The sequence below is a fragment of the Devosia nitrariae genome (assembly GCF_030160115.1).
Taxonomy (GTDB): domain Bacteria; phylum Pseudomonadota; class Alphaproteobacteria; order Rhizobiales; family Devosiaceae; genus Devosia; species Devosia nitrariae.
In genome coordinates this window covers 15346-41960 of sequence record NZ_BSNS01000002.1, presented here as the reverse complement: position 1 = coordinate 41960, position 26615 = coordinate 15346, and the positions used below count along the sequence as shown (strand labels likewise).

The 26615-nt window shown below is 64.4% G+C and carries 24 protein-coding genes; 15 read left to right on the top strand and 9 right to left on the bottom strand.

Translation table 11 applies throughout. The features are described from left to right. Positions 1–5: 5 nt before the first annotated feature. Together gcvPA and gcvPB are read left to right on the top strand one after the other, a co-directional pair. On the top strand, positions 6–1349 hold the full coding sequence (gene gcvPA, locus QQK18_RS00830) for an aminomethyl-transferring glycine dehydrogenase subunit GcvPA (RefSeq protein ID WP_284338378.1): 1344 nt from the start codon (positions 6–8) through the stop codon (positions 1347–1349). Beyond that, entirely contained in the window at positions 1346–2893 is a 1548-nt protein-coding gene (gene gcvPB, locus QQK18_RS00825) for an aminomethyl-transferring glycine dehydrogenase subunit GcvPB (RefSeq protein ID WP_284338377.1), read from the top strand. Before gcvPA ends, gcvPB begins: the two co-directional genes overlap by 4 nt. A 4-nt stretch (positions 2894–2897) precedes the next feature. Here gcvPB and QQK18_RS00820 read toward each other — a convergent pair whose 3' ends face one another. Then, on the bottom strand, positions 2898–3758 hold the full coding sequence (locus QQK18_RS00820) for an alpha/beta fold hydrolase (RefSeq protein ID WP_284338376.1): 861 nt from the start codon (positions 3756–3758) through the stop codon (positions 2898–2900). Between the two features lie 335 nt (positions 3759–4093). On the opposite strand from QQK18_RS00820, the gene QQK18_RS00815 reads away from it, so the two are divergent. Further along, on the top strand, positions 4094–4531 hold the full coding sequence (locus QQK18_RS00815) for a methyltransferase family protein (protein ID WP_284338375.1): 438 nt from the start codon (positions 4094–4096) through the stop codon (positions 4529–4531). A 105-nt stretch (positions 4532–4636) separates the two neighbouring features. On the opposite strand, the gene QQK18_RS00810 is transcribed toward QQK18_RS00815, so the two are convergent. After that, a complete protein-coding gene (locus QQK18_RS00810; RefSeq protein ID WP_284338733.1) occupies positions 4637–5347 on the bottom strand; it encodes a gamma-glutamyl-gamma-aminobutyrate hydrolase family protein in 711 nt (236 codons plus the stop codon). 254 nt (positions 5348–5601) lie between these two features. Between QQK18_RS00810 and QQK18_RS00805 the strand changes: the two genes are divergently transcribed. From QQK18_RS00805 to QQK18_RS00775, 7 genes are all read left to right on the top strand, one after another. Next, positions 5602–6540 carry an N-formylglutamate amidohydrolase gene (locus QQK18_RS00805; protein WP_284338374.1) on the top strand — a complete coding sequence of 313 codons (939 nt, stop codon included), beginning with the start codon at positions 5602–5604 and terminating at the stop codon, positions 6538–6540. Continuing rightward, positions 6533–8128: an ABC transporter substrate-binding protein gene (locus tag QQK18_RS00800; RefSeq protein WP_284338373.1), complete on the top strand. Its 1596-nt coding sequence runs from the start codon at positions 6533–6535 to the stop codon at positions 8126–8128. The genes QQK18_RS00805 and QQK18_RS00800 overlap by 8 nt, the downstream gene beginning before the upstream one ends. 325 nt (positions 8129–8453) lie before the next feature. Further along, on the top strand, positions 8454–9419 hold the full coding sequence (locus tag QQK18_RS00795) for an ABC transporter permease (RefSeq protein WP_284338372.1): 966 nt from the start codon (positions 8454–8456) through the stop codon (positions 9417–9419). Further along, positions 9416–10318 (top strand): ABC transporter permease, encoded by a 903-nt coding sequence (locus QQK18_RS00790; protein WP_284338371.1) that lies wholly within the window; start codon positions 9416–9418, stop codon positions 10316–10318. Before QQK18_RS00795 ends, QQK18_RS00790 begins: the two co-directional genes overlap by 4 nt. After that, positions 10318–12012 (top strand): dipeptide ABC transporter ATP-binding protein, encoded by a 1695-nt coding sequence (locus QQK18_RS00785; protein WP_284338370.1) that lies wholly within the window; start codon positions 10318–10320, stop codon positions 12010–12012. Before QQK18_RS00790 ends, QQK18_RS00785 begins: the two co-directional genes overlap by 1 nt. Before the next feature lie 65 nt (positions 12013–12077). Next, on the top strand, positions 12078–13028 hold the full coding sequence (locus tag QQK18_RS00780) for a LysR family transcriptional regulator (RefSeq protein ID WP_284338369.1): 951 nt from the start codon (positions 12078–12080) through the stop codon (positions 13026–13028). A 227-nt stretch (positions 13029–13255) separates the two neighbouring features. Beyond that, positions 13256–13963, top strand: coding sequence for a class I SAM-dependent methyltransferase (locus QQK18_RS00775; RefSeq protein WP_284338368.1), 708 nt, complete (start codon positions 13256–13258; stop codon positions 13961–13963). Between the two features lie 15 nt (positions 13964–13978). Here QQK18_RS00775 and QQK18_RS00770 read toward each other — a convergent pair whose 3' ends face one another. Together QQK18_RS00770 and QQK18_RS00765 are read right to left on the bottom strand one after the other, a co-directional pair. Then, positions 13979–14776, bottom strand: coding sequence for an inositol monophosphatase family protein (locus QQK18_RS00770; RefSeq protein ID WP_284338367.1), 798 nt, complete (start codon positions 14774–14776; stop codon positions 13979–13981). 24 nt (positions 14777–14800) lie between these two features. Further along, positions 14801–15925, bottom strand: coding sequence for an ROK family protein (locus QQK18_RS00765; protein WP_284338366.1), 1125 nt, complete (start codon positions 15923–15925; stop codon positions 14801–14803). Between the two features lie 145 nt (positions 15926–16070). Here QQK18_RS00765 and QQK18_RS00760 point away from each other — a divergent pair, with 145 nt between their 5' ends. The 5 genes from QQK18_RS00760 to QQK18_RS00740 all read left to right on the top strand — a co-directional run bounded on the left by QQK18_RS00760 (position 16071) and on the right by QQK18_RS00740 (position 20880). Then, positions 16071–17093, top strand: a complete 1023-nt coding sequence (locus QQK18_RS00760; protein ID WP_284338365.1) for an ABC transporter ATP-binding protein — start codon at positions 16071–16073, stop codon at positions 17091–17093. Then, entirely contained in the window at positions 17086–17946 is an 861-nt protein-coding gene (locus QQK18_RS00755) for an ABC transporter permease (RefSeq protein ID WP_284338364.1), read from the top strand. Before QQK18_RS00760 ends, QQK18_RS00755 begins: the two co-directional genes overlap by 8 nt. Further along, complete coding sequence (locus tag QQK18_RS00750) at positions 17943–18767, top strand: ABC transporter permease (RefSeq protein ID WP_284338363.1); 825 nt, start codon at positions 17943–17945, stop codon at positions 18765–18767. Before QQK18_RS00755 ends, QQK18_RS00750 begins: the two co-directional genes overlap by 4 nt. Before the next feature lie 29 nt (positions 18768–18796). Beyond that, on the top strand, positions 18797–19897 hold the full coding sequence (locus QQK18_RS00745; RefSeq protein WP_284338362.1) for an extracellular solute-binding protein: 1101 nt from the start codon (positions 18797–18799) through the stop codon (positions 19895–19897). 134 nt (positions 19898–20031) lie between these two features. After that, on the top strand, positions 20032–20880 hold the full coding sequence (locus QQK18_RS00740) for a glycerophosphodiester phosphodiesterase family protein (RefSeq protein WP_284338361.1): 849 nt from the start codon (positions 20032–20034) through the stop codon (positions 20878–20880). Positions 20881–20992: 112 nt separating this feature from the next. On the opposite strand, the gene QQK18_RS00735 is transcribed toward QQK18_RS00740, so the two are convergent. The 5 genes from QQK18_RS00735 to QQK18_RS00715 all read right to left on the bottom strand — a co-directional run bounded on the left by QQK18_RS00735 (position 20993) and on the right by QQK18_RS00715 (position 26522). Beyond that, positions 20993–21595, bottom strand: a complete 603-nt coding sequence (locus QQK18_RS00735; RefSeq protein WP_284338360.1) for a histidine phosphatase family protein — start codon at positions 21593–21595, stop codon at positions 20993–20995. Continuing rightward, complete coding sequence (locus QQK18_RS00730) at positions 21592–22626, bottom strand: ABC transporter ATP-binding protein (protein ID WP_284338359.1); 1035 nt, start codon at positions 22624–22626, stop codon at positions 21592–21594. Before QQK18_RS00730 ends, QQK18_RS00735 begins: the two co-directional genes overlap by 4 nt. Positions 22627–22634: 8 nt before the next feature. Further along, positions 22635–24371 carry an ABC transporter permease gene (locus QQK18_RS00725; protein WP_284338358.1) on the bottom strand — a complete coding sequence of 579 codons (1737 nt, stop codon included), beginning with the start codon at positions 24369–24371 and terminating at the stop codon, positions 22635–22637. 50 nt (positions 24372–24421) lie between these two features. Further along, on the bottom strand, positions 24422–25549 hold the full coding sequence (locus QQK18_RS00720) for an ABC transporter substrate-binding protein (protein WP_284338357.1): 1128 nt from the start codon (positions 25547–25549) through the stop codon (positions 24422–24424). A 133-nt stretch (positions 25550–25682) separates the two neighbouring features. After that, positions 25683–26522, bottom strand: a complete 840-nt coding sequence (locus tag QQK18_RS00715) for a MurR/RpiR family transcriptional regulator (RefSeq protein WP_284338356.1) — start codon at positions 26520–26522, stop codon at positions 25683–25685. Positions 26523–26615 lie beyond the last annotated feature (93 nt).

The window sequence follows — 26615 nt, the reverse complement described above, 5'->3', positions numbered from 1 at the left end:
GATTCATGCGATACCTTCCTCATTCCGAAGCCGAACGCGCCGAGATGCTCGGTGTCGTCGGTGCGGCCGGCATCGAGGCCCTGTTCAGCGCCGTGCCCAATGGCGCGCTGCTGAAAGCGCCCGTAGACCTGCCGTCACATAGTCCGGAGTTTCTGGTCGAGGCGCATATGCGCACGCTTGCCGCCAGGAACCAAGCCGCTGGCGATGGCCCGTTCTTCGTCGGCGCGGGCGCCTACCGGCACCACGTGCCGGCTACCGTCGATCACCTCATCCAGCGCTCGGAATGGCTGACGGCCTACACGCCCTACCAGCCGGAGATCTCGCAGGGCACGTTGCAGATGCTCTTCGAGTTCCAGACGCAGGTTGCCAAGATCACCGGCATGGAGGTGGCCAATGCCTCCCTCTATGACGGCTCGACCGGCACGGCCGAGGCGGTGCTGATGGCCCGGCGCCTGACCAAACGCAGCAAGATCATCCTCTCGGGCGGCCTCCACCCGCAGTACCGAGATGTGGTCAAAGCGTATCTCAGGGACGATCCGGGTCTCGTCTGCCTCTCGGCCTCCCCTGATGGCCAGGGTGACATCCTCGACCGTATCGATGTGGACACCGCCGCCATCGTCGTGCAGACCCCCGACTTTTACGGCCACCTGCGCAATATCGAGGCCGCCGCGCAAGCCGCGCATGCCAAGGGTGCATTGCTGATCGTCGTCGTGACCGAAGTGATCTCGCTCGGACTTCTGGAAGCACCCGGCGCGCTTGGCGCCGATATCGTCGTTGCCGAGGGCCAGTCGATCGGCAATGCCCTTAATTTCGGCGGTCCCTATGTCGGCCTCATGGCCACCCGCAAGGAGTTCGTGAGACAGATGCCGGGGCGCCTTTGCGGCGAGACGGTCGATGCCAATGGCGAGCGCGGCTTCGTGTTGACGCTCTCCACCCGCGAGCAGCATATCCGTCGCGAAAAGGCGACCTCCAACATCTGCACCAATTCGGGCCTCTGCGCGCTGGCCTTCTCGATCCACATGGCGCTTTTGGGCGAAGCCGGCTTTACCCGTCTCGCCCGCCTCAACCACGCCCGCGCCTGCGCACTCGCAGATGCGCTCGAGACGGTTGCTGGCGTTGTGCTCCTCAACAGGACATTCTTCAACGAGATGACGATCCGGCTGAACAAGCCCGGCGCCGAGGTCGTCGAGGCACTCGCCGCCAATGGCATCCTCGCCGGCGTACCGGTCTCTCGCCTCGTCCCCGACGATCCGGCCGTCGAGGACCTCGTCGTCCTCGCTGCCACCGAGCTCACCACCGACGACGACATTGCCGCGCTGGTCTCCGGCCTCAAGGAGGTTTTGGCATGAGCATGAACAGTACGGGTCGGCCGACCCATATCGGCACTGGCGCCGATATCACCGCCCATGGCGCCGCGCTCCTGCCAAACGAGCCGCTGCTCTTCGAGATCGGCGATACTCATCACTCGGGCGTCGACCTGCCCGAAGTCCAGATTTCGACCGCACGCCTCGGTGGCTTCGAGCGTAGATCGGATCTCGATCTTGCTGGCCTCACCGAGCCCGAAGCCATGCGCCACTATGTGCGCCTGTCGCGTCTCAACCACTCGATCGATGGCGGCTTCTATCCGCTGGGCTCGTGCACCATGAAGCATAACCCGCGCCTCAATGAGAAGGTGGCGCGGCTGCCGGGCTTTGCCGACATCCATCCGCTGCAGCCGGTATCGACTGTGCAAGGGGCGCTTGAGCTCATGCAGCAGCTCGCCCACTGGCTGATGACCCTGACCAACACCGCCGCGGTCGCCCTGACCCCCAAGGCCGGCGCCCACGGCGAACTCCTGGGAATGATGGCGATCAAGGCTGCCCAGGACGCCAGGGGCCAAGGGCACCGCAAGGTGGTCCTGGTGCCCGAGAGCGCCCACGGCACCAACCCGGCGACCGCCGCCTTCCTCGGCTATACGGTCAAGCCGATCCCGGCACGCGAGGACGGCACGGTCGACGTTTCGGCGGTCAAGGCTGCGCTTGCGCCCGATGTCGCCGCCATCATGCTGACCAACCCCAACACCTGCGGCCTGTTCGAACCGCAGGTCGTGGAAATAGCTGAAGCGGTCCACGAGGCCGGCGCCTATTTCTACTGCGACGGCGCCAATTTCAACGCCATCATGGGGGTGGTGCGCCCGGGCGACCTCGGCATCGATGCCATGCATATCAACCTGCACAAGACCTTCTCGACGCCCCATGGCGGCGGCGGGCCCGGCGCCGGGCCTGTGGTGTTGTCGCAGGCGCTGGCGCCGTTTGCGCCCGTGCCCTTCGTCAGGAAGACCGGTGAGGGTCTGGAGCTCGTCGAGCACGCCGAGGGGGAGGCGTTGGGCCGCATCACCGCCTTCCATGGCCAGATGGGCATGTATGTGCGAGCCTTGACCTTCATGCTCAGCCACGGCGCCGACGGCCTTGCCCAGGCCGCCAAGGATGCCGTGCTCAACGCCAACTACATCAAGGCGCGGCTCGGTGGCGCGTTCTCGCTACCCTTCCCCGATTACCCAACCATGCACGAGGTGCTGTTCGACGACGCGTTTCTCAAGGGCACAGGGATCACCACACTCGATTTCGCTAAGGCGCTGATCGATGAAGGCTTCCACCCGATGACCATGTATTTCCCCTTGGTCGTCCACGGAGCAATGCTCGTCGAGCCGACCGAGAGCGAGAGCAAGCAGACTCTCGATCAGTTCTGCGATGTCATGCTTGAGCTGGCAGAGGACGCCAAGGCGGGGGATGCCACGCGCTTCACCGCTGCACCGATGAAGGCTCCGCGCCGCCGGCTCGACGAGACCCGCGCAGCACGCCAGCCGGTTCTGAGGTGGGATCGCGGGCAGGATTTGCCGCAAGCAGCCGAGTGAGGCGCTATGCCGAGCGCGGAAGGACTATGGGCACGGGCTGCCGGTAGCTTTCGGCGTTGGCGATGAAGCGGTTGAGCAGGGCGTTGAACACTTCCGGCCGCTCGAGGAAGGGCGCGTGGGCGGCGCCCGCGATCACGTGGCAGCGTCCGTCCCAGAGGGTCTGGTAGTCGAGCCCGTCAATATAGCCGAGCCGCACGATCGGCTCGTGCTCGCCATTGACCATGGCGATAGGCACTTCGGCCGTTTCCACCGTGCGCTTCTGGTCGGCGCCGTCGCCGCGCATCATGCCGTTGACCGCTATCGCGCGCACCCGTCCGTCCGCGCGTGCGATCGCCCCCAGCATCTCGGTACTGCCGTGGTCGCCGAAGCACAGGTGATGGAACCGCGCCACGTCGCGCTCGGTGAAGTGCTCCTTGGACGCGAGCAGCATGTCCCAATGCGCCTGGAAGCCGCGTAGCATGCCGAGGGGGCCGGGTGCGATCGGCGGTGTGCCGGTCAGCATGAGCCCCGCGATGATCGGCTGGCGAGCCAGCATCTCGATGGCGATGTGGCCGCCCAGCGACCAGCCGAAGACAGCCATGCGCTTGACGCCGAGCGCGGCGACCACGTCCGCGGCGCTTTCGGCAAAGCCGGTAAGCGTATAGGCCGGTCCGGGATACTCGGCATTGGCCGACTGACCGTGACCCAGCAGGTCGAGGGCGATCAGCCGGTAGCGTTCGGCCAGCGGGCTTTCCAGTTGCGGCAGGAACACTTCCTTGCAGTTGGACGAGCCATGCAGCATGAGCAGGGGGAAACCGCTACCGCCGGTGTCTGCCACACTGACAGCGCCGTGCCGGGTCGCGATCACGCGATACGTTGGAGACATTGCCAGGACCAATATGCTCTGTTGTCAAACGAAGAACATCTTGGCCCACAGAATCTCCACATCACGTCTACAGGGATGGTGAATCAAAGTTTGCTCGCTACGATGCAATCGTGCGCTGGCGAGTTCTAGCGTGGACTGTCGTCCGCACCAGCTTGCCAAGGTTGTAGCGCGGTCTTACGGTCAAAAAGCTGGTTTGAACCAGCCTGGGGGAGCATACGACGGTGCAGTTCTTTTTCGATTTGGTGATTTCGATTGTCGGCGTGGCTGTGGTCAGCCAGTACTCTTGGTCGTTGAGGGCGCATTTTTCCTCCCGGAGGTTGCCTGGCGGAACGATCTTGATCTCAGTCGTGGTGGTGATCACCACGTTTGCGTTTCTTTATCTGCAATGGGCGCTGGTACAGCCACTGCCGGCGGTGCTGGCGGGATTCCTGGTGCAGCTCGCCGGGCTCGCTCTCTTCTGGGCGGCGATCTTTGCCTCGCGCGAAGCGCGCCTCCGCCTGGCGTTCGACGCGGAAAATCCCGACAGCCTGGTCACGAGCGGGCCCTACAAATACCTGCGCCACCCCTTCTATACCTCCTACCTCGTCTTCTGGGTCGGCTGGGCCATCGCTGTCTGGACGCCCTGGACGCTGCCGTTCCTCGCCGTCATCCTCGCCATCTATACGCACGCCGCCCGCGGCGAAGAGCGCAAGTTCTCCAACTCGCCACTCGCGGGCCAGTACGAGGAATATCGGCGGCGCACTGGATTCTTCTGGCCGCGCATGCGGGCCTGAACGCTGGATGTCGGCTGTCACAGGCGCTCTGGCTGTGGAGCCTCAACAAGGGGTGTCTCGGAGAGAGTAAGTCGGCTTCCCGGTTGGTGATATTTTCCTGCCCCGTTACACACCCTGCGGCTGGTGCGGGATCTCCATCGGGCCGCTTGCCATGGCGCGGGCAGCCAGCAGTTCGAAGAGGCTCCGTTGGGCTGGGTGGTCGATGAGCTCTTCCGGATGCCATTGGACGGCGAGGATATTGCGGGCGCCGCTCTCGTATCCTTCGATGAGGCCGTCTTGCGTAAAGACCGTGGCCTTAAGGCCGTGACCGAGGACGTTTATGCCCTGGCGATGGATGCTGTTGACCTCGAACGGATCCTTGCCGAAAACGGCCTGCAACTGGCCGCTGCGCGCATGAACCGTGTGCGCCATGGTATTGCGGGGCGCGTCGGGGCGATGGACATCCTTCCACTGGCCCGCGGCGAGATTCTGGGTGAGCGTGCCCCCGAAATAGACGTTGATCATCTGGAAACCCCGGCAGATGCCCAGGATGGGCAGGTCGCGCGCCAGAGCCTGACCCATCAGGTCCCATTCCATCTCGTCGCGCGGTTCGTCGACGGCCTTCTTGATATTCGGGTCGAGGTCCTGACCGAAGCGGGAGGGGTGCACTGCCGCACCGCCGCAGAACATGATGCCTGCAATGTTCGGGGAGAGCACCGGTCGTTGCGGACCCGGCACGAATACCTCGCCCGTGCATCCGACGCGTTCGATGGCACGAACGTAAGGCAGGGGGTCGGTGGCCGGACCAACGGAAATGGCGATCAGGGCATGTTGCATCGTCACAGCGGTTTCATTCGAGGGCCTGCCTTGTCTAGGACGCGGCGGGGACGCGGTCCACGATATTGAGCGATCGAAACGACCCATCAGCATTGGCAATGGGTCACCGTCGCAAATCTCCAAGATGGAGCCGTATGGCTATAATCCTGCCTTATGGACTCAACGGCTCGTTCAATAACGTTTTTGCACCGACACGGACCCGCTAGTTTTGCTCGCAACGCCCTCAGAGGCGGGACGACACGGAGCCGAACAAAGTGAAGCTGGACGCCGCGCTGATCGAGGACGCCGCGACCGATACCGCGGTGACGGTGAAGTGGGTTTCCGATGCCGCGGTTCCGCTCCTGCTGTCTTTTCCTCATAGCGGCGACCGTTATCCTATTGATTTCGGCTATGCGCAGAGCCTGCCGTTCAACGTCATCGACTATCCATCGGACAAATATGTCGATGAGCTCTTTTCCCATGCCGACGAATTGAAGCTCAGCACCATCAAGGCCAACTTCCCGCGGGCCTATATCGACGTCAATCGCCACCAGCATGATATCGACGAGACCATGCTCGAAGACCCGGCACTCTGGTATGGCCGCCTGCAGCCGACGGCGCTGGCAGACGGAACGACGCTGTTCTGGTCCAAGGCCAAGGAGGTCGACATCTACGACCGAAAGCTCGGGCGCGCGGAAGCCAAGCGGCGGCTTGCCACCTGCTACGTTCTCTATCATCAGGCGCTGACTTCCATGATCGAAACGGCGCGCCGCAGGTTCGGGTGCGCCTATGTCATCGATTGCCATTCGATGATGCAATTCGATACCACCGCCCGGGGCGGACGGGCGCGGCCGCAGATCGACATCGGCACACGGTATGGGGAATCCTGCGCCCCCGAAATCGCCGAAAAGCTGGTCGAGGCTTTCGCGAGGCGCGGCTATGAAGTCGGCCTCAACCGGCGGTTCGCCGGCGGCGAGATCACGCTGCGCTATGGATGGCCGGAGATCGACCAGCATCTCGTCCAGATCGAACTGCGGCGCGACCTTTATATGGACGAGGAAACGCGCCTCAAGACCGACCGTTTCGAGGCAGTCCGGCGCGACTGCTCGGACGTCCTCGCCGAATTCAAGCAGTTCATAACGGATCGCATGGCTGGCCGCGCGCCCGCCAGCGAGGGGGAACATCGAAAAGAAATGGGGAACACCGATGCGTAGATCACTTCTTGCCGCACTTTTGCTGTCCGTCAGCCCGCTGGTCGCCGGCGGCGCGGAGGCGCAGGCTTTGCGGATGGCCTACTCGACGGCGCCGGTCAGCGCCGATCCTTATCCTTATAGCGATACCCACACCGGGGCTCTGGCCGAGCACGTCTTCGAAATGCTGGTCGGGCTCGACGACTCTCCACTGCTTTCGACCGGCTGGACCTGGGAAAGCCCGACCTCGATCGTCTTCGAACTGCGCGAGGGTGTGACCTTCTCCAATGGCGCCCCCTTTACCGCGCGCGACGTCGTCTACAGCATGTGCCGCATGATGTACCGGGTCGACGGGCGCGCCAATGTGGTGACCTCTTCGCTCGGTCCGGTGACGGACGTCGTTGCGGTCGACGATCATACCGTCCGCTTCGAGACCACCGCGCCCTATCCCATCATCACGCAGAAGCTCAAATTCATGAAGGTCCTTTCGGCCGACGCGGCGGGGATCGAAGGGGAGATTGCCTTCGATCGCGAGGGCGATTGCGGGATCGTCGCCTCCTATCCGACGCAGGCCGATTTCGATAACGGCGATGCCGCGATCGGCACCGGTCCCTATGTCTATGAGAGCTTCCAGGCGACCGGAGACGCCGATCTTGTCCGCAACGAGACCTATTGGGGCGAGCCGCCCGAATGGGACCGGGTCGAGATTCGCTCCGTCCCCAACAACGGGGCGCGCATCGCCGGGCTCCTGGCGGGCGACTACGACATCGTCGAGCAGCCGAGCGCGGAAGACCTCGAGGTCATCGGCCGCGAGGAGGCCTTCACCTATAGCGGCGTGCCCGGCCTGCAGACGATCTTCGTCGTTCTCGACACGAGCGCGGACGGCGCCGGCGGCGTCTCGGCGCCGGATGGGTCGAGCCCGCTCGCCGATGTGAGGGTCCGCCAGGCGCTGTCGATGGCCATCGATCGCGAGGCGATTACGCAGAGGCTCTTTGCCGGCAACGCCACCGTCGCAAACCAGTTCGCGCCGCGCTACATGGCCGGGGCCCCCGAGATGCCCGAACTCGAAACCGATGCCGAGGCGGCGCGGGCGCTGCTGGCCGAGGCCGGTTATGCCGACGGCTTCGCACTCGAACTCTCCGTCCCGGCCGACCGCTATACCAACGGCCAGCTGGTGGGGCAGGCGATCACCCAGTACTGGACGCGCCTCGGTCTCGACGTGACGCTGCGTAGCGAGCCGTGGTCGGTGTTCCAGACCCGCCGCACCGAAGGGGAGCTCGGTGTCTTCATCTATGGCTGGGGACATCCGCAGGGGGCCGCCCAGCTGGTCTCAGGCGCCTTCGCCCAGAAGGACCCTGACCTCGGCCTCGGCTCGGCCAACTATTCGAACTACAACAACCCCGCCTTCGAGGAGGCAATCCGTGCCTGGGCGGTTGAGGTCGATCCGGAACGCGCCGAAGAGTATTTGGCAGAGGCGATGGAACAGGCGGTCGCTGACCTGCCCGGCATTCCGCTCTTTTATAACCACGAACTCTGGGCGCATCGCGCCGACCTCGAGCTCACCGGCGGCGCGGAAGGGCGGACCATGGCAACGATGGTGACCTCGAAGTAAGAAGGTCACCGAACAGGCCCGTGGTCGGCTCCGGCGGTGGGCCTCAAGGGGGAGGAGGGGAGCAGGTGCATCGTTCATACACCTCGCGGCTCGGGCGGTATCTCAGCATGGGCCCCTTGAAAACGCTAGAGCTCCAACATCCACGGGGTCATTCCCGCGAAAGCGGGAACCTCCGTTTCCCTTGCCGCTCTGCCAACAGAGGTCCCCGCTTTCGCGGGGACGACTCCGGGGCTGTAGTGTACTCAAGAGCCAATACCCTGGAATGGCTAACCAAGCTGACCCATGGCCGATCGGCCATGGGTGATGCGCGCGGACAGCTAAAACCATGACCAACTTTATCCTGCGCCGCCTCGGTCAGAGCCTCATCCTCCTCATCATCATGTCGGTGATCGTCTTTGCCGGCATGTATGTGATCAGCGACCCGGTCGCGGTGATGGCCGGCGAGGATGCGACCGACGCGGATCGGGAAGCTCTTGCCCGCTCGTTCGGGCTCGATCAGCCGCTGCCCATCCAGTACCTGACCTTTCTCGGCAATATCGCGCGCGGCGATTTCGGCACCTCGTTCGTCTATGGCCGTCCGGTGCTTCCGCTGATCCTCGAGCGCCTGCCGGCAACGCTGGAAGTGGTGCTGCTCGCCGTGGTCGTCGGCCTCCTTGTCGGCATCCCGCTCGGCATCTATTCGGGGCTCAACCGCAGGAAGGTTCCGACCAAGATCATTAGCCTGGGCACCACCGTCGGCTATTCGATCCCCAATTTCTGGCAGGCGCTGCTCTTCATCCTGATCTTTGCGGTGTGGCTGCGTGTGCTGCCGGCCTCGGGCCGGGGGCCGACGACCGAACTGTTCGGCATCGGCTGGTCTATCCTCAACGCCGAGGGGTTCCGCTACGTGATCCTGCCGGCGGCCAATCTCTCAGTCGCGCTGATCTGCATGCAGACCCGGCTCGCCCGGTCGGGAACCCAGGAAGTGATGTACCAGGACTACATGATGTTCGCGCGCGCCAAGGGCATTGCACGCCCGCGCCTCATCGGCCGGCACCTCTTGCGCAACATCCTCATTCCGATCGTCACCATCACCGGCCTCGAGCTCGGCACGCTGATCGCGTTTTCGACCGTCACCGAGACCGTGTTCTCCTGGCCGGGGATCGGCAAGCTCCTGCTCGATTCCATCTATCGCTCCGACCGGCCGGTGGTCGTTGCCTATATGATCCTCATCACGCTGATGTTCGTCCTCATCAACCTTGTCGCCGACATCCTCTATGCAGTGCTCGACCCGAGGATACGCTACGCATGAGCGAGATGATCTCAGAACCGCCCATCGGGCGTCTGGAAGGGTTCCGCGCGGTGTTCGGTGGCTATCCCGCAGCGATCGCCGGGCTTTTCGGCATCGTGTTCTTCAGCCTCATCGCGCTGCTCGCGCCAGTGCTGGCGCCCCAGAACCCGTTCGACCAGAGCCGGCTCGACATCATGGACGGCCTGTTGCCGCCGGTGTCGACGCTGATGGATGGCACCATCAGCGTGCTCGGCACCGATGCGGTCGGCCGCGATATTCTTTCGGCGGTGATGTATGGCATGCGCACGTCGCTCTTTGTTGCCCTCGTTGCCGTTAGCGCCGGCGTTGCGGTGGGCGTTGTCCTCGGGCTCGTTGCGGTGATGCGCGGCGGCTGGATCGATGCTGTGATCATGCGCGCGGTCGATCTCACCCTCAGCTTTCCGGGCGTGCTCCTCGCCCTGTTGCTGCTGGTGGTGTTCGGCTCGGGCGCCGACAAGGTTATCCTCGCGCTCGCCATCGGCATCTGGGCGCAGAACGCCCGGCTGGTGCGCGCGGTGGGCTTGTCCGAAATGAAGAAGGATTATATCGCGGCCGCGCGCCTCGCCGGTATCGGGCAGTTGCGTATCATGTTCCATTTCCTCCTGCCCAACGCGATCTCGCCCGTCCTCGTCATCACGCCGATGGCCATTTCCGGCGCGATCGTTGCCGAGGCGACGTTGTCGTTCCTCGGCGTCGGCGTGCCGATCACCGAGCCGTCGCTGGGCCTCCTGATCGCCAACGGCAACGACTATCTGCTCTCGGGACGCTGGTGGATCAGCGTCGCGCCCGGCCTCGTCCTGGTCATGATGGTCCTGTCGATCAACGTCGTCGCCGACCGGCTGCGCGACCACGCCAACCCCTATCTGCAGGTGAAAGCCTGATGGCCCCGCTGCTTGCGATCGAAAATCTCAGCATCGCCTATATGCTCGGCGACGGGCGAAGCGCTGAGGCGATTTCGGATTTTTCGCTGCGCCTCGAGCGCGGGCGCATCGCGGGCATCGTCGGGCAGAGCGGGGCGGGAAAATCGACGATCGGCAAGGCGATCCTCGGCCTCTTAGGCGAGAATGCCCGCATCACCAGCGGAACCATCACGCTCGATGGCACCGTTATCACGCGTTTTTCCGAAGGTGAATTCGCCGCCATCAGGGGCAAGCGCATCGGCTATATCTACCAGAACCCGATGACGGCATTGAATCCCGTGCTCTCGATCGGCGAGCAAATGATCGAGGCCATCGAAGCCAACACGGCCCGGCGTGGCGAGGCGGCGCGGACCTATGCCCTCGAGCTGTTGAAGAGCGCCGAGGTCAGCCATGCCGAGGAGCGCCTTTCCAAATACCCGCACCAGCTATCGGGCGGCCTTTGCCAGCGCATCGTCTTTGCCATCGCCATTGCCGCGCAGCCCGACCTGATCATCGCCGACGAGCCGACCACCGCCCTCGACGTGACCGTGCAGAAGGCGGTGCTCGCAACGCTCAAGCGGCTCGCCTGCGAACAGCAGATCGCCATCGTCCTCATCACCCATGACATGGGGGTGGTGTTCCAGATGTGCGATGAAGTCAGCGTCCTCTGCCGCGGCCGGCTCGTCGAGCACGGCAGCACGGCTCAGGTGATTGGCGCTCCGCGCGAGCGCTATACCAAGGATTTGATGGCGGCCATTCCCAGCGTCGATCTGAAGCGCGACCGGTTCGATGTCCTCGATTCCTTTGCCAACACACCCGGCAGGCGACGCGGGATCGCGTTCCTCAAATCCGGTATCGCGGCGGCGCGGGGCGGGGAAGCACTCCTTACGGTCAATGGCCTCTCCAAGACATTCGACACGCGCGGCCGGCGCGCGGCATCGGGGGGTTTTCGGGCCCTCGATGATGTCGGTTTCGAGGTCTTTGCCGGCGAAACGCTGGGGATCGTCGGGGAGTCGGGTTCGGGCAAGTCGACGATCGGCCGGGCCATCCTGGGTCTCATCGAGCCAGACGCGGGCGCCGGGATCGCGTTCCAGGGACGCCCGATCGCCGACATGCGCAGCCGCCGTGACCGCATCGCGCTGTCGCGGTCGTTGCAGTGCATCTTCCAGGACCCGTATTCATCGCTCAATCCCAGGATGAGCGCGGGGACCAACATCACCTATGGCATCGTCGCCCAGGGGCTTATTAGCCGCGCGCACGCCAAGGTCCTGGCCGAGGACCTGCTCGAGGTCGTGGGGTTGCCGCGCCAGGCAGCAGGCAGGATGCCGCATGCCTTTTCCGGCGGCGAGCGCCAGCGCATCGGTATCGCGCGGGCGTTGGCCTTCCGGCCGGAACTGATCTTTTGCGACGAGCCGACCTCAGCGCTCGACGTGACCGTGCAGGCCGAGATCCTCAACCTGATGAAGGAGCTGCAGGAGACGCTGGGACTGACACTGGTCTTCGTCAGCCACGACCTGGCCGTGGTACGCCAGATGTGCGACCGCGTGATCGTCATGCGCGCCGGACGCCTGGTCGAGGAGGGCAGGGCCGATCAGGTGCTCACCTACCCGCGCGAGACCTATACGCGCGAACTGCTGGCGGCGATGCCGCGTATCGCGCTCGAGGGAGCGCGGTAACGGATCGTTGTGCTTGAGTTGCCGGCGATGGTGGATAGGTTGGCGACATCTGTAAGGGAGAAAAGATGAGCCAAACCCCGCCGCGCAATATCAGGCGGCTCAAATATATCGAGGCGTTCTCGGCGGTCATCCTCACCGGCTCGATCTCAGCTGCCGCCCGTCAGCTCAACATGTCGCAGCCTGCGGTCAGCCAGCTGATCAGTAATCTCGAAAAGTCAGTCGGGGTATCGCTCTTCGTGCGCCGGAATGGTGCGATCTTTCCGACGCAGCGGGCCGAGGCGCTGAACGACGATGCGCGCGACCTACTGGCGCTGATCGACCGCATCGAGATGCATTTAAAGCCGCGCACCGACAAGCTTTTATCCCACATCCGCATCTCGGCAACGGTCTCGTTCATGAACGAGATCCTGCCGTTGCTGCTGGCCGAAGTGCATCGGCAGCACCCCAAGGGCAATTATTCGGTCGTCTCGCATCCGGTCGATGAAATGACCAATGCCGTCGCGGAGGGACACGTAGACTTTGCCTTCCACACCAGGCCGCTCGAGCATGCGAACATCGTCAACATTCTCCAGTGCGAAGTGCCGCAGGTGTGCGTGATGCATGCTGACCATCCACTGGCGAGCTTTGAGCGCCTCGAGCTCAGCCAGATCAACGGCCACGACGTCATCTGGCCGTCGCGCCGGGACCCCTATTTCCAGTATTACCGGGACCTGTTCAGCCGCAACCGGCTCAACTGCCGGAACGCCCTGCAATCGCCGTTCGCCAGCTTTTCTATCCGCATGACGGAGATGCTCAATGCCCTCTCCTTCAACAACGCCCTGATGGCCTCGATCGTTTGCCAGAAGACCCCTGGCCTCGTCTGGCGCCCGGTCAACGGCATCGAGGCCAAGACCAAATTCTACCTGTCATTCCCCGAAGTGCTGTCGGGGACCGAAACGCAGAACCTCATGCAAAGAAGCTTTGCCGCGGTCACGGCCGATGCGGTCACCGAGCTCGAAGGGGCCGGCGCCAGATGACCTGAGAGAGCTGAGGACAGAGACGAAGATTCCTCCAACCAGGGGGTTACTACTGACGAAGGTTGATCCCCCGTTTCCCTTGCCGCTCTGCCGATGGAGATCCCCGCTTTCGAAAGCGGGATGACCCGGGATTGGCGGTTTCTGTCCGTTCACATACCTCGGTGGCTAGCGCGCGATTGCAGGGCGCCCTATCCAAGGGCAACCAAACCGAGGAGGCATCGAAAGCCATGGGTGCGGAGGACAATGGGTGGGAGGCGTCCGCCTCGGCCTGGATTGCCGACATGGGCGACCTTGGCGACTACGGCCGTCGATACGTGCTTGATCGGCCGATGCTGGAACGCACAAGCGGGCGGGGGTTCGAGAGCGCGCTTGATGTCGGATGCGGCGAAGGCCGTTTCTGCCGGCTTCTGAAGGCCGAGGGAATCGATGCGACGGGCATCGAACCGACGCGCACCCTGCGGGAAACCGCACTCGCTCGCGATCCAACCGGCCGCTATCTCAATGCGCTGGCGGAAGAGCTGCCGTTCGAAGCTCGAACGTTCGATCTTGTGGTCAGCTATCTGACCCTGATCGACATTGATGGAATCGAGGTTGCCATCACGGAAATGGCGCGCGTGTTGAAGCCGGGCGGCTCACTGCTGATCGCCAACCTCAACAGCTTCAATACTGCAGGGGGATGGGAGACGCGCGAGGATGGAACACGATATTTCGTCATCGACAACTATCTCACCGAACGGTCCGAGTGGTTCAGCTGGCGCGGGATTTCGATCCGAAACTGGCACCGGCCTTTGCGGACATATCTCCAATTGCTGCTCGCGACAGGACTGCAACTCGTTCACTTCGACGAACCCGCCCCCACCGGCGGCGATCCGGCGCAGGCCGAGCGCTATCGCAGGTTACCGTACTTCCACATCATGGAATGGACAAAGCCCTGAGGCCGCGTCCCGACGTCAACCACCCTCTACCGCACCGCACGTCAGCGCGGTGAAGAACTCTGCCATGCCGGGTGTCGAGGCCAGGATCGGGCTGCCGGTGTGCAGGCCGTCATTGAGGGGGTAGTCGCTGACGATGCCTCCGGCCTCCGTGACGAGGACGAGGCCCGCCGCGACGTCCCAGGGATGGATGAAGGCTTCCCAGAACCCGTCGAACCTTCCGGCCGCGACATGGGCGAGGGCGAGGGCGCCGGCGCCGGGCATGCGATAGACGGCGCCTGCGGCGAAGAGCCCGGCAAGCACACTGAGGTGGCGCTCGACGGGCGCCTTGAAGTTGAAGCCGACCGAGAGAATGGCCCGCGTCGGATCGCTGGTGGAACTGGTCCGCACGGCCATGCCGTTGAGCATGGTGCCGCCTCCCTTGTGGGCGCAGAACATCTCGTCCCGGCATGGGTCGTAGATGACGCCCACCGCCGGTACGCCATCGATCACCAGGCCGGCGGACAGGCACCAGAACGGGATGCCGCGAACGAAGTTGGTGGTTCCGTCGATGGGATCGACAATCCAGGCGCGGTTCCCGACCGTGCCGCCGTTTTCCTCCCCGAGCACCGTGTCGTCGGGAAAGAGGGTGGTCAGGCTCTCGCGGATGAAGGCTTCCGTTTGCCGGTCGACTTCGCTGACGAAATCCTGGATGCCCTTTTCCTCGATCTCGAAGGCGCGGCTGACGAAACGCTGCTGCGCGCGCTTGCCGGCCTCTCGGAGGACTGCTTCGGCAGCGAGGCGACGCTGCAGCAGGAAAGGTTGGGAAAAGGACAAGGGGCGCTCCTGTTTTGCTGCGGATCAGCGGAAATAGAGATATTTGAGCGGTAGCAGAGCCGCGCCGGTGGCTGCGGGATCGCCTGGCGATTGTCCCATGATGAGCTTGGGGCGCGGCATGCCGACGCCGTAGCGGTGCTCGCCTTCGAAGCGCGCGCTGGCGATCAGCAGTTCGCCTAGCGCTGCGGGTAATTCGCCGCCGAAGACGATCGCCTCTGGATCGAGGACTGCTGACACGGTGTTGACCATGCGATCGAGCTGCGGGCTGACCATCTCGATCCACTCGGCGACACCAGGCCAACTGGGATCGAATCTTTCGCGCAGATCCGCGACGCCTTCGACGGCGACGCCGCGCGCGTCGAGGATCTCGATGAGGGACCGCAGAGCCGGGCGCTTCGTGGATTCGTCTTGGGTATAGATGCCGGAAAACTCACCGGCATTGCCGTGCCGCCCGAGATACGGCCTGCCATCGATGATGACGCCGCCGCCGAAGCCGTAGTTGAAGGAGAGATAGGCAAAGGTTTCATACCAGCGGCCGACGCCGCTGAGGCTCTCGCCGATGGCGCCGGCCGTGGCATTGTTCTCGACATAGACCGGCAGCTCGAAGGCGGCCCTGAACTCGGGCTCGAGCGGCACCAGCGACCAGTCCTGGAGGGGCTCGGGCGCGTTCATCGCCCGCTCGCCATCGACGAAGAAGCCGGCCATCGAGAGGCCAAGCCCGCAGAGCGAGCGCCGGTCGACGCCGCTTTCGGCGATCATCTCGTCGAGCGTTGCCCGCAGCTTCACAATCCCGGCCTTGCGGTCCGAGAGGGGCCCGCGCAGCCGCTTTTCAACGACCGTCCGGCAGTTGAAGTCGACCAGGTTGATGATCATGGAGTCAGTGTTGATCGAAACGCCGACGGCATGGACGGCACCGGCGGCGAGCGACAGATGCGGGCTTGGCTTGCCGCGCCCGATAGGCTTTGCCCGTTCCGACTGGACGAGCCCGTCCCCGATCAGGCCTTCCAGTAGGCGATGCACGGACTGCTGCGTGAGGTCCGTCAGGCCGGTGACCGCGGCGCGGGCAATGGGCTGCTGCCTTCGCACGATGTCGAGGAGCAGCCGCTCATTATTCGAAAAATCCCGCCGCGTCCGAGGTTTATCCGGCATTTCGTTACCGCGCACTGGGCCTCCCTGACGCCTGCTTATACCGCTCGACGCATTTTTTCATTGCTGTCATAAATATTACACGTTAAATGTAATAATCAAGTGCGGATGCGGAATACCGTAGCGTCCAGCGGATCGGGGAGGGGACATGGCCAGGTTAGTGGCAGAAGACATTGCCGTGCGGTTCGGGACTTTCGAGGCCTTGCGGGGCGTCGACCTGACCGCGGAGTCGGGTTCCTTCGTGACCCTCTTGGGTCCCTCGGGTTGCGGCAAGACAACACTTCTCAATGTCATCGCAGGATTTCTGCAGCCGAGCCGCGGGCGCCTTGCCGTCGATGGCAAGGACATCACCGCGCTTCCACCGGAAGCGCGCGATTCGGCCATGTGCTTTCAGTCCTACGCGCTGTTCCCGCACCTCAGCGTTGCCGACAACATCGCCTTCGGACCGCGCCAGAAGCGGGTCGCCCGGGATGAAACCGTCCGCCGGGTCGATGGTCTCGTGCGGCAATTGGGTCTGGTCGATCACGCCGGGAAGCTCCCCAACGCGCTGTCGGGTGGTCAGCAGCAGCGGGTCGCCCTGGCGCGAGCGCTAGCTGTCGCGCCGGGCCTCGTTCTCTTCGATGAGCCGCTCTCCAACCTCGACGCGAAGCTGCGTGACCAGGTGCGTAACGAAATCCGCGCCTTGCAGCGCGACGTCGGCTTCACCGCCATCTATGTGACGCATGACCAGGCCGAGGCTCTGGCCCTCTCGGACATGGTGTGCCTGATGAACAAGGGCGTCATCGAGCAGAAGGGCGCGCCACGCGACATCTATTTCCGTCCGCGCACGCGCTTTGTCGCCGACTTCATCGGTGCCGCCAATTTGCATCGGGGAAAGCTCTGCGGTGGCGCCATGTCGACGCCGTTAGGCGTGCTGCACTGCTGCCACGAGGACGGCGAGGACGTTGAGATCTGCTGGCGCCCCGAGGCTGCGCGCCTCGGCGGAGATCTTTCGGGCACGGTCAAGGCGGTGGCGTTCCAGGGCGCACATGTCGATGTGTTCGTCTCCGCCGGGCCCGAAACCGTCAGGCTGCAGGTCCCGGGTGAGCTCAACGTCTCGATCGGCGACACGCTGCAATTCAGCGTCCCGCCCGAGGGGGTCATCGCGCTCGAGGCAAGCGCCAATGCGTAACGCCATCCGCATCGGCCTGCTACTTGCGCCCGGGGTCGGCCTGGTGCTCGCCTTCATGGGCGCCGTGCTCTATCGCGCGGTCGCACAGGCGTTCGGGCTCTATGATTTTTCCGGCACCAGCGACGGGCTGTCCCTCGCGCACTGGCAGGACGTGCTGACCACAAAACGCTTCTGGCGCGCCTTCCAATGGTCGGCCTATATCGCGGCCTCGTCGGCGGTGATCGCCGTCGCGCTCGCCTATCCGATTGCCCTCTGGCTGCGCAAACCGTTCAGGGGATCCCTGATCCTCTCGGCCATGCTCAAGGCGCCGTTGCTGGTGCCGGGGCTGGTGGCGGCGTTCCTGCTCGTCAATGTCATTTCCTACCACGGCTTCGTCAACGAGTTCCTCGTCTGGGCCGGGGTCTGGGCTGAGCCGCGCCGCATGCAGAACGATTCAAACGGCTTTGCCATAATCGGCCTGCAGGTCTGGAAGCAGATGCCCTTCGCATTCCTCCTACTTTCGGGGGCGGTGCAGGCCATTCCCGATCCCGTGCTCAACGCCGCCCAGGATCTGGGGGCGGGCAAGTTCGCCCGGTTTCGCAAGATCATCCTGCCGCTCACCACCAAGGCCATGCAGGCTGCGCTGGTGCTGATCTTCATCGGAGCGGCGGGCGACTTCAGCTTCCAGACGGTGGCCGGTCCGCCCTCGGTCAACTCGATGGCCAGCTACATGGCTTCGCTGCAGGGAAGCGAAGGCGACTGGAACGGCGCCGCGGTCGTGGCGGTGATGCTGATGGCGCTCTCGCTGTTCGGCGCCATCGGACTGACGGCCCTCGTCCAGCTCATCACCCGCACCCTGGGGAGGCTGGCATGAGGAAATCGCCTTTCAACACAATCCTCTCGGGCCTGCTGATCGCCGTCATGACCGTGTGGCTGGCGGTGCCGTTCGGCATGGCTCTGCTCTGGTCGCTGGTCGACCCGAGCCAGGCCTGGAGCTATCCCGACATCCTGCCGCCCAAGCTCTCGTTCGAGCGCTGGTCCCTGATGTGGGACAGCACCTCGCTGCCGATCGCCATGTTCAATTCCTATAGCTTGGCGCCCATGGCAGGGGTCGGGGCGGTGCTTCTCGCCATGCCGACGGCCTACGCGTTCGGCCGCCTCGAGTTCAAGGGCAAGGCCGTCTGGCAGACGCTGGTGCTCGTTCCGCTGATCATGCCCGGCTTCGTGACGGCGATCTTCTTTGCTTCGCTGTTGTTCTCGATGGGCTTTTTCGCGCGCTATCCGGCGATCCTCGTCGGCCATGTGGTGATGCTCTTGCCCTACGCTGTGCGGATCCTGTCGGTTTCGTTCTCGCTGGTGCGCCAGGATGTCGTCAACGCCGCGCGCGACCTCGGTGCATCACCCATCTCGGTGTTCCGGGTGGCTTACCTGCCCGTCCTCAAGCCCGGGATATTCGCGGCCTTCCTCATCGTCTTCATCCTCTCGATCGAGGAGTTCGCGCTCGCGTTCGTCGTCGGGTCACCCGATTTCACCACGATCCCGACAATTCTCTATTCCTATCTCGGCTATAACTTCATCCGCCCCAACGCGGCCGTTGTCGCCCTGATCCTGGTCGTTCCCAACGTCATCCTGATGCTGATCCTGGAACGGCTCCTGCAATCGGCCAATCCGGCAGGAATTTCCGGCAAGGGCTGACCCTGATGCGCAACGACGGAGGAGCAATCATGCTGCGCAAACTGATGACGACAACGCTCGCCTGTGCCCTGATGGCCGGGCCGGCCATCGCCTACGATCTAACAGAAATGAGCTGGGACGAGATCGTCGACGAGGCCAAGGCCGAAGGCGAACTGACCTGGTACGTCTGGTACTTCCAGCCCGAGTTCCGCCAGGCGGTCAAACCCTTCGAGGAGCAATACGGCATCATCGTCAATATCCCCGACGTCAGCTCAGGCGACGATGCGCTGAACAAGGTGCTGGCGGAAGCGGGCCGCGAGACGGGTGACATCGACATCATCGCGCTCGGCGGCCAGGCCGGCAACCGCATCGACGTCGAAGCGGTTTTCCTCGGGCCGATCCTTCCTCTGCTGCCGGAGGCCGACCGGCTGTCAGACGAGGCCGAGGGCGTCAACTGGCAGGGCTATGGGGTGAAATACTGGGGCAACCAGACCGGCATGGCTTATGACGCCAACCGCGTCGATCCGGAAACGCTGCCGCAGACGCTAGCCGACCTCGAAGCCTGGATCGAGGCCAACCCCTACCAGCTCGGCTTCAACTACGAGAATGGCGGCTCGGGTCCTTCCTTCATCCACAACGTCGCGCGCAACGTCCTCGGCATTACGCCCGACAGCGTCGTCGACGAGGTGCCCGACCTCGTTTCGGTCTATGACTGGTTCAATTCCCGCGAGGACAAGTTCGGCATCACCGCCTCCAATGCCGATAGCCTGACCCGCCTCAACTCGGGCGAGTTCCTCATCGTACCGGCATGGGAAGACATGCTGTTCGGCCTCATCCGCAAGAACGAGGTGGGTGACCACATCGAGTTCTATATTCCCGAATGGGGCATGAACGGTGGCGGCAACGTCATCGCGATCCCAAAGAACGCCCCCCGCAAGGCCGCGGCGCTCCTTTTTGCAGCGTGGTTGACCTCGGCGGAAACGCAGACGGCTCTCAACGGCGTTTTCGGCTCGGCTCCGGCCAACACCGCCGCCGACGACAGCAATGCGCTGGTGCCGAACGATCAGCGCGCCAACAGCAGGGTGTGGTCCGCGCCGCTCTCGGATCGCGACGTCGTTCCCGGTTTCATAGAGAACGTCGTCCAGGACTAACGCTCTTCCCGTCTCTCCCCGGGAAACCTGGGTGGGGGGCTCGCGCTCCCCACCCTCTTCGATACGACTCATGGCCTTCATCGTCCGGCGCAATTACGCCCGCGGCAGGGGCGTCCTCACAGTGGAAACCACACATGCTTCAAACCCCAGGATTGTCCGTCAACAGCGTTTCGGTCCGGGCCCAGGCCGGGCCGCTCATCGTTGCCCATCGTGGCGAATGGGCCGAAATGCCGGAGAACTCTATCGCTGCGATCGAGGCGGCACGGGCGGCCGGTGCCCATATGGTCGAGTTCGATGTGCAACCCTGCGCCGACGGCGACCTTGTCGTCATCCACGACGAGACGCTCGACCGGACAACGAACGGAGCCGGGCCGGTCGCTGAAATGAGCTTTGCCGATATCCGCACCCTCAACCTGCGCGCCGGGCCCGGCGGAGACGGGGCGGCGTTGACCGGGCTTGGCGTGCCGACCCTGCCCGAGGCGCTGGAAGCGGCGCGCGGGCAGATCCTTGTCAATGTCGACACCAAATTCGTGCGCGACCTCGATCGCGTCGCCGAAACCGTCCTGTCGCTCGGCATGGCCGACCAGGTGGTTCTCAAGGGCCCGATCGATGTCGACGGGAACAATGACGTGTTCCGCGAGGCGCCCTGGTACGGCAGGATCCCATTCATGCCGATCATGCCGGCCCGGCCCGGCCGATTTGCCGAGGACGCAGCGCGCGTCATCGACGACTTGAAGCCCGTCATGCTCGAGATCGATTTTTCGAACCTTGAGGACGTGATTGCTGCGCGTTCGGTCCTTGTCGAGCGCGGCGTGCGGCTGTGGACCAATACGCTCGATATCGTCCACTCCCTTGACTATTCCGACAGCCGGGCCCTCAGTGAACCCGGCACGGTGTGGGGCACGCTGATCGCGGCCGGCATCACGGTTTTGCAGACCGACCGCAGCGCCGCCCTGGCGCGATATCTGGCCGGGGCGCGCTGAGCGCCCGAAACGCCAGAGCTCTTCCCGCTCCGATTGAATCGGAACGGGAGCTCCAAAGCCTTGAATTGTCACGTCTTCAGCAAAGGTGGCGTCCACTTTTGCCGAAAACGCTCTAATCCGGGGCGTCGAGGATAGGGCCGCCGGGGGCGTAGTTGAAGAGCTCGAGGCGGAAGGCCGTTTCGCCGGATTTGCGGGCGAGGATCGAGAGGCTGCCCGGTCCGACCGGAATGATGCGCCGGGGCTCGAGCCCCAGCAACGACTGCAGCAGGGCGCGGATGACGCCGCCGTGACAGACCACCAGCAGCCGGTCGGCCGCTTCCATGGCCGGAGCGACGACGCCGGCCGTGCGCGCAACGAAATCGGCCCAGAGTTCGCCGCCGGGCGGCGCCTGTTCTCCGGCGCGCCATCCGCGATAGGCCAGCGGCTCCTCGGCAACGATGTCGACGATGGCGCGGCCGGTCCAGTCACCCACATGGACTTCGCGCAGCCCACTCTCAGCTACCGCATCTCGATAGCCGAGGAGGGCGGCCGTGCGCCGCGCGCGCAGCAGGTCCGAGGTCAGGACGCGGTCTGGCGCCAGCCGACGCACGGTTCCGGCCAGAGCCTCGGCCTGCGCTTCCCCGGCAGGCGACAGGTCGATATCGGCCTGTCCTTGCAGGCGGCGCAGCGCATTCCATTCGGATTCCCCATGACGAACGAGAAGCAGACGTTTCACGACAGGCGCTCCCCGTTGGCGGCAAAGATCGCCGCAGGCTTTGGCGGCAGCACGAAATGGGCGGTATCACCCACCGCAAAGGCCGGCGCCCCGTCCACGACGGCGGTGAGGCGTCTGTCCTCGCGCGTGCCGGTGATCATCACCCGTCCCGCCACCGGGCTTGCCTCGGCGAAATCGAACGCAAGACTGGTGGCGCCGGCTCCTGTCGAGACGCTGAGATCCTCGGGACGATACATGGCGCTGGCGTCGGCCGGCAGGTCTTGCGCCAGCATCGGGGGCAGAGCCGACACCGGCACCAGATTGGCCGGAGGCGTGCCGACAAAGGTGGCAACGAAGGCCGTATGCGGGTCGGCGACCAGCCCGGCTGGCGGGTCGAACTGCTCTACGCGACCGCCATTGAGCACCGCCACATGGCTGGCCATCGTCATGGCCTCCACCTGGTCGTGGGTCACATAGACGGACGTCGCGCCGGTGGCACGGTGCACCCGCAATAGTTCGGTGCGCATCTCGACGCGCAGCTTGGCATCGAGATTGGATAGCGGCTCGTCGAAGAGGAGGATGCCGGGACGCGGCGCGATCATGCGGGCGATGGCGACGCGCTGTTGCTGGCCACCGGAAATCTCGTTGGGATAGCGGCCCGCAAGGCCGTCGATCGCGAGCAGGCGCAACACCTCGTCGGTGCGCTGCCGACGCTCGGGTTTGCCGAGACCGGCAACCTTCAGCGGCCAGTCCACATTGCCGGCCACGGTCATGTGCGGCCAGAGCGCATAGGACTGGAACACCAGCCCGACATTGCGGCGGGCGGGATCGATGGTCCAGCCCTTCTCGCCGTCCGATACCGTGTCTTTGCCAAAGACGATCCTGCCGGAGGTTGGCGTTTCGAGCCCGGCGAGCATGCGCAGCATGGTGGATTTGCCGCAGCCGGAAGGGCCGACCAGCACGAGGAAGGCGCCTTTGGGCACTTCGAGGCTGACCTCCCTGACGGCATCGAATTTGCCGAAGGATTTGCCGAGGTTTTCGAGGCGGATCATGACGGTTCTCAGGATTTGAGCCAGGGTTGCGACTTGGTCTGCAGACGATTGGCCAGCAGGGTCGCAACGATGGAGATGACGAGGATGACGACGGTGATGGCGTTGGCGAACTGCCCGAAGCCTTCCGAGGCATAGCGATAGGCCAGCACCGACAGCAGCGGCGTCGTCGGGGTAAAGAGCAGCACCACCAGCGAGAGGTCACGCATGATCTTGACGAAGACGATGAGGGCGCCGGCCGCGAGGCCCCGGCTAGCCAGCGGCACGGTGATGGCGGCGAGGCGCCGCGGGAAACTCGCGCCGGTCATGCGGGCGCTTTCATCGAGGTCCCCCGACACCTGCTGGATGACGGCGCGGCCGGTCTGCACCGCGAAGGGCATGAGATAGGCCGTGCCCGCCAGCACCAGCAGCGGGAAGGTGCCGTAAAGCGCCGGGAAGGGGCCGATGGGCGCACCGAAGAGGGCGATATAGGCGGCGCCGAAGGCTATGCCGGGCACCAGCAGCGGCAGGAAGCTCAACTGGTTGATGGCGCCGGCCAGCGGCCCGCGCCCATAGCGGGCGAGGACGAACGCCACGAGCAGCCCGGCAACCGTCGTGGTGATGGCAACCGTTGCTCCGAGCGCCAGCGTCATGCTGGTCCCCGAGAGGATGAACGGGTTGGAAAAGATGCCGGGCTGGCCCTGGGCGATAGAGGGGTCGGACGCGCCGATCCAATAGTGCAGCGTCCAGTTGGAAAGGAGTGCCGAGGACGACGGGGCCAGGGAAGAGGCGATGAGGATGACGACCGGCACCACGGTCGTCAGCAGGCAGATGAGGGCCGCAACGACAAACAGGGGTCCGCGAGCGGCGCCGAGTTGGAAGCGCTTGGCGCGGCCACCCTTGCCGGTGATCGTGGCGTAGGACCGGCGGCCGGAGACGACGGCGTTGCCGGCCCACAGGAACAGGGCCGAGATGACGATGAGGAGAATGGCGATGACATAGCCGCGCGCCGTCTGGCCGACTTCAATGAGGCCGAAGAGGCGCGTCGCCATCGTCTGCATGCGCACCGGCAGGCCCAGAAGCGCGGGCGCAGCGAAATTGGAAACGGCACCGGCAAATGTCAGCGATGCGCCCGCGACCACGGCAGGCAGGGCCACCGGCAAAACAATACCGAAGAGGATACGGCTACGCTTGGCCCCGGCGATCTCGGCGGCTTCCACGAGATCCGAGTTGACGGTCGCGAGGGCCGCCGCGATGACGGTGAAGGCCAATGAGTAATAATGCGCGATCAGCACGATCAGCGTCGGCACCATGCCCCAGGAGAGCCAGTCGGGGATGGCCAATCCGAGGCCTTCGAGGAAGCCGGATTGCCCGCCGACGCGCGAATTGCGAAAGAGCGATCCCCAGGCCAGGGCCGTCGCAAAGCTCGGGATCATGAAGGGCAGGGTCGCCATCAGCCCGATGGTGCGGCGCCAGGGCACGTCGGTCATCACCACCAGCCAGGCGAGGAAGCCGCCGATCAGCACGCAGCCGCAAGCAACGACGACGCCGAGGATCAGGGTATTGATGAGGGGTAGCCAGAGCAGGTTACGCGAGAGGCGGCCGGTGGTCACCTCGCTCCAGGCAATGATGGCATCGGGCGCGAGCGTGTCGAGCACGATGCGCAGGAGCGGCGCCGCGATCAGTACGCCGACGAGGGCGAGCACACTGAGCTTGAGCACGGTGACGCCGTCGAGACGCAGCCCGCGCGCGAGGGTAGTGGTGGTCATGATCGGCTCCGGAAGCGGTCCCCGGCGCACCGGGGACCTGGAGAGTACGTTTATTGCAGCGACAGCACGAGGTCGCCGACTTCCTGCCGGATCTGAGCAGTCGCTGCCGGATCGATCGGCCAGGCGATGAACTCGTCGAGCGGCACCGCATCGGGATGGCTGACGACGTCGCTGCGGGTGGCGTAGTCACCCGCAACGTAGAAGGGGGCAAAGCCCGGGCCACCGGTGTCGCTGTCATCGCCCATCAGGAAGTCGATGGCGAGCCGCGCCGCCGCCGGATGCGGAGCATTGGCCGCAACGGCAAGCACCGCCGGGAAGATGATGCCGTTGGACGGCTCGACGGTATTGGCCACCTGCAGCGCCCAGCCCTCGTCCTCGTTGTCGCGACGGTCCGAATAGGAAGTGAAGCCGATGGGCGGGTTGTCCTGGCCGACGACGCCGATGGCCGCGTTCACGTCGTCGGTGGACGAGACCAGGATCAGGTCGTTGGCGAAAAGGTCGACGATGAACTGCTCGCCGGCATTGGCGATGCCCTCGTCCAGCGTTACGGGCTCGCCGAACTGTGCTTCGTGGGCGGCGGCCATGGCGTCGGCCTGCAGTACGAACTCGGTCATGAGGTCGAGATAGTCGCCGCGCTGCAGCGGATCGACCATGATGACGCGCCCGGTCCAGTCGGGCGTGGTCAACTGCCAGAGATTGGTGACGGGCGAGCCGTTGGGATGAGCTTCCTCGTTATACATCAGCACTTTGGTCGAAAGGCGCTGTGCGAGGAGCGGAAACTTCTCGCTGTCGTCGAGCAGCGGCACCACGCGCGGCGGCACATAGGGCAGGACGAGGCCGGGGCCGAGCAGCTCGGTATAAACCACCGGCGCGTCCGAGATATAAACCACATCCACATTGGCGATGCCGGCCGAGGCCTCGGCCTTGATGCGGGTGATCTGCTCGGTAGAGGACATGTCATAGGCGATCATGTCGATGCCGGGATACGCCTCCTCGAAGGCCGTCTCCACCCGCGCGATGCGGCTGGTGAAGGCGTAGACGGTCACCGTCCCTTCTTGCCTGGCGCGGGGCAACAGTTCTTCTGCCGTCATGGCGTCGAGCGCCGCGTCCTGCTGGGCGAACGCCGGCAGGGCGATGCCGGCCAGAAGCGCGGCGACGAAATATCTGCGGATGGTCATAGGTTCTTCCTCCTCTTCGACTGGAGCGCCCCATGCGCCCCTTGCACGTTTCTTTTCATGGGTTTGTGATTCGTGCATGAAAACTTGCAGGCTTCGAGAGTGCTTGTAAGCGGCACGGCAAAGGCAGAGCCGGCTACTCGAAGGCTTCGATCAGCTGTCCGAGCTTCTCCAGATTTTCGAGCGACACGCGTGGGTCGATCTTGGCCATGGCCAGCACGAGCGCGTTGCATATGGCCATCGGAACGGTCAGTGTCTGAAACGCATCCTGCCCGCCGGCGCGCGGCGCAAACAGCAGATGGTCGGCTGCCGGGCGCAACGAAGGTCCGACGGTGCCGGAGATCACCAGCGTTGTCGCGCCGGCCTTGCGCGCATGCTCGAACAGCGGCGCATAATGGGTTGGTTGGCGCCGGAAGGCGAAGCCGAGCAGGGCATCGCCGCTACCCAGCCCCAGCCCCTGTTCGGCAATATCTCGCCCGTCGCCGCCGAGCTGCGTGACCGCCCGTCCCATGCGGCGCAGGCGGCGCTCCATCAGCACGGCGAGCGCCTGCGCATTGCCGCGCGCGAAGATGAAGACGCGCCGCGCGGCCACCAGCGTCTGGGCGGCCGTCAGCAGGGACTGGTCGTCAACATATTGGTCGAGCCGAGCCAGCGCCTCGACCTCCTGCTGGATGAGATCGGAGAGCGGCCCCGCTTCCGTCCCCTGCCGCAGGGTATTGCGCACGCGCGCCGCCGGGTCCGTGCGCACGATGAAGTCTTCCTGGATGGCGGCACGAAAGCCGGCGTAGTTGGGATAGCCGAGTTTCTTGGCGAGCCGTGACGCCGTGGCTTCATGCACGCCAATGCTTTGGGCCAGGTCGCTGGCCGTCCCCAGCGCCACGTCGCGCGGGCTGGCGAGTATCTGCTTGATGAGCTGATGCTCTGCCGGCGTCAGTTGCTCGGCGACTTCGCGAAATCGGTCGACTACGGATGTCATGTCTGCCCTCCGGCGGCAGAACTACCTCAATGCAAGTTAATTTGCAACATACTTCAATCATGCAAGAAATCTTGCTCGGCATGGGCCCAGGCA

Coding starts and splice junctions, on each gene's coding strand:
- gcvPA (WP_284338378.1), top strand. CDS start 6: ATGCGATACCTTCCTCATTCCGAAGCCGAACGCGCCGAGATGCTCGGT.
- gcvPB (WP_284338377.1), top strand. CDS start 1,346: ATGAGCATGAACAGTACGGGTCGGCCGACCCATATCGGCACTGGCGCC.
- QQK18_RS00820 (WP_284338376.1), bottom strand. CDS start 3,758: ATGTCTCCAACGTATCGCGTGATCGCGACCCGGCACGGCGCTGTCAGT.
- QQK18_RS00810 (WP_284338733.1), bottom strand. CDS start 5,347: ATGCAACATGCCCTGATCGCCATTTCCGTTGGTCCGGCCACCGACCCC.
- QQK18_RS00800 (WP_284338373.1), top strand. CDS start 6,533: ATGCGTAGATCACTTCTTGCCGCACTTTTGCTGTCCGTCAGCCCGCTG.
- QQK18_RS00795 (WP_284338372.1), top strand. CDS start 8,454: ATGACCAACTTTATCCTGCGCCGCCTCGGTCAGAGCCTCATCCTCCTC.
- QQK18_RS00790 (WP_284338371.1), top strand. CDS start 9,416: ATGAGCGAGATGATCTCAGAACCGCCCATCGGGCGTCTGGAAGGGTTC.
- QQK18_RS00785 (WP_284338370.1), top strand. CDS start 10,318: ATGGCCCCGCTGCTTGCGATCGAAAATCTCAGCATCGCCTATATGCTC.
- QQK18_RS00780 (WP_284338369.1), top strand. CDS start 12,078: ATGAGCCAAACCCCGCCGCGCAATATCAGGCGGCTCAAATATATCGAG.
- QQK18_RS00775 (WP_284338368.1), top strand. CDS start 13,256: ATGGGTGCGGAGGACAATGGGTGGGAGGCGTCCGCCTCGGCCTGGATT.
- QQK18_RS00765 (WP_284338366.1), bottom strand. CDS start 15,925: ATGCCGGATAAACCTCGGACGCGGCGGGATTTTTCGAATAATGAGCGG.
- QQK18_RS00760 (WP_284338365.1), top strand. CDS start 16,071: ATGGCCAGGTTAGTGGCAGAAGACATTGCCGTGCGGTTCGGGACTTTC.
- QQK18_RS00755 (WP_284338364.1), top strand. CDS start 17,086: ATGCGTAACGCCATCCGCATCGGCCTGCTACTTGCGCCCGGGGTCGGC.
- QQK18_RS00750 (WP_284338363.1), top strand. CDS start 17,943: ATGAGGAAATCGCCTTTCAACACAATCCTCTCGGGCCTGCTGATCGCC.
- QQK18_RS00745 (WP_284338362.1), top strand. CDS start 18,797: ATGCTGCGCAAACTGATGACGACAACGCTCGCCTGTGCCCTGATGGCC.
- QQK18_RS00740 (WP_284338361.1), top strand. CDS start 20,032: ATGCTTCAAACCCCAGGATTGTCCGTCAACAGCGTTTCGGTCCGGGCC.
- QQK18_RS00730 (WP_284338359.1), bottom strand. CDS start 22,626: ATGATCCGCCTCGAAAACCTCGGCAAATCCTTCGGCAAATTCGATGCC.
- QQK18_RS00725 (WP_284338358.1), bottom strand. CDS start 24,371: ATGACCACCACTACCCTCGCGCGCGGGCTGCGTCTCGACGGCGTCACC.
- QQK18_RS00720 (WP_284338357.1), bottom strand. CDS start 25,549: ATGACCATCCGCAGATATTTCGTCGCCGCGCTTCTGGCCGGCATCGCC.
- QQK18_RS00715 (WP_284338356.1), bottom strand. CDS start 26,522: ATGACATCCGTAGTCGACCGATTTCGCGAAGTCGCCGAGCAACTGACG.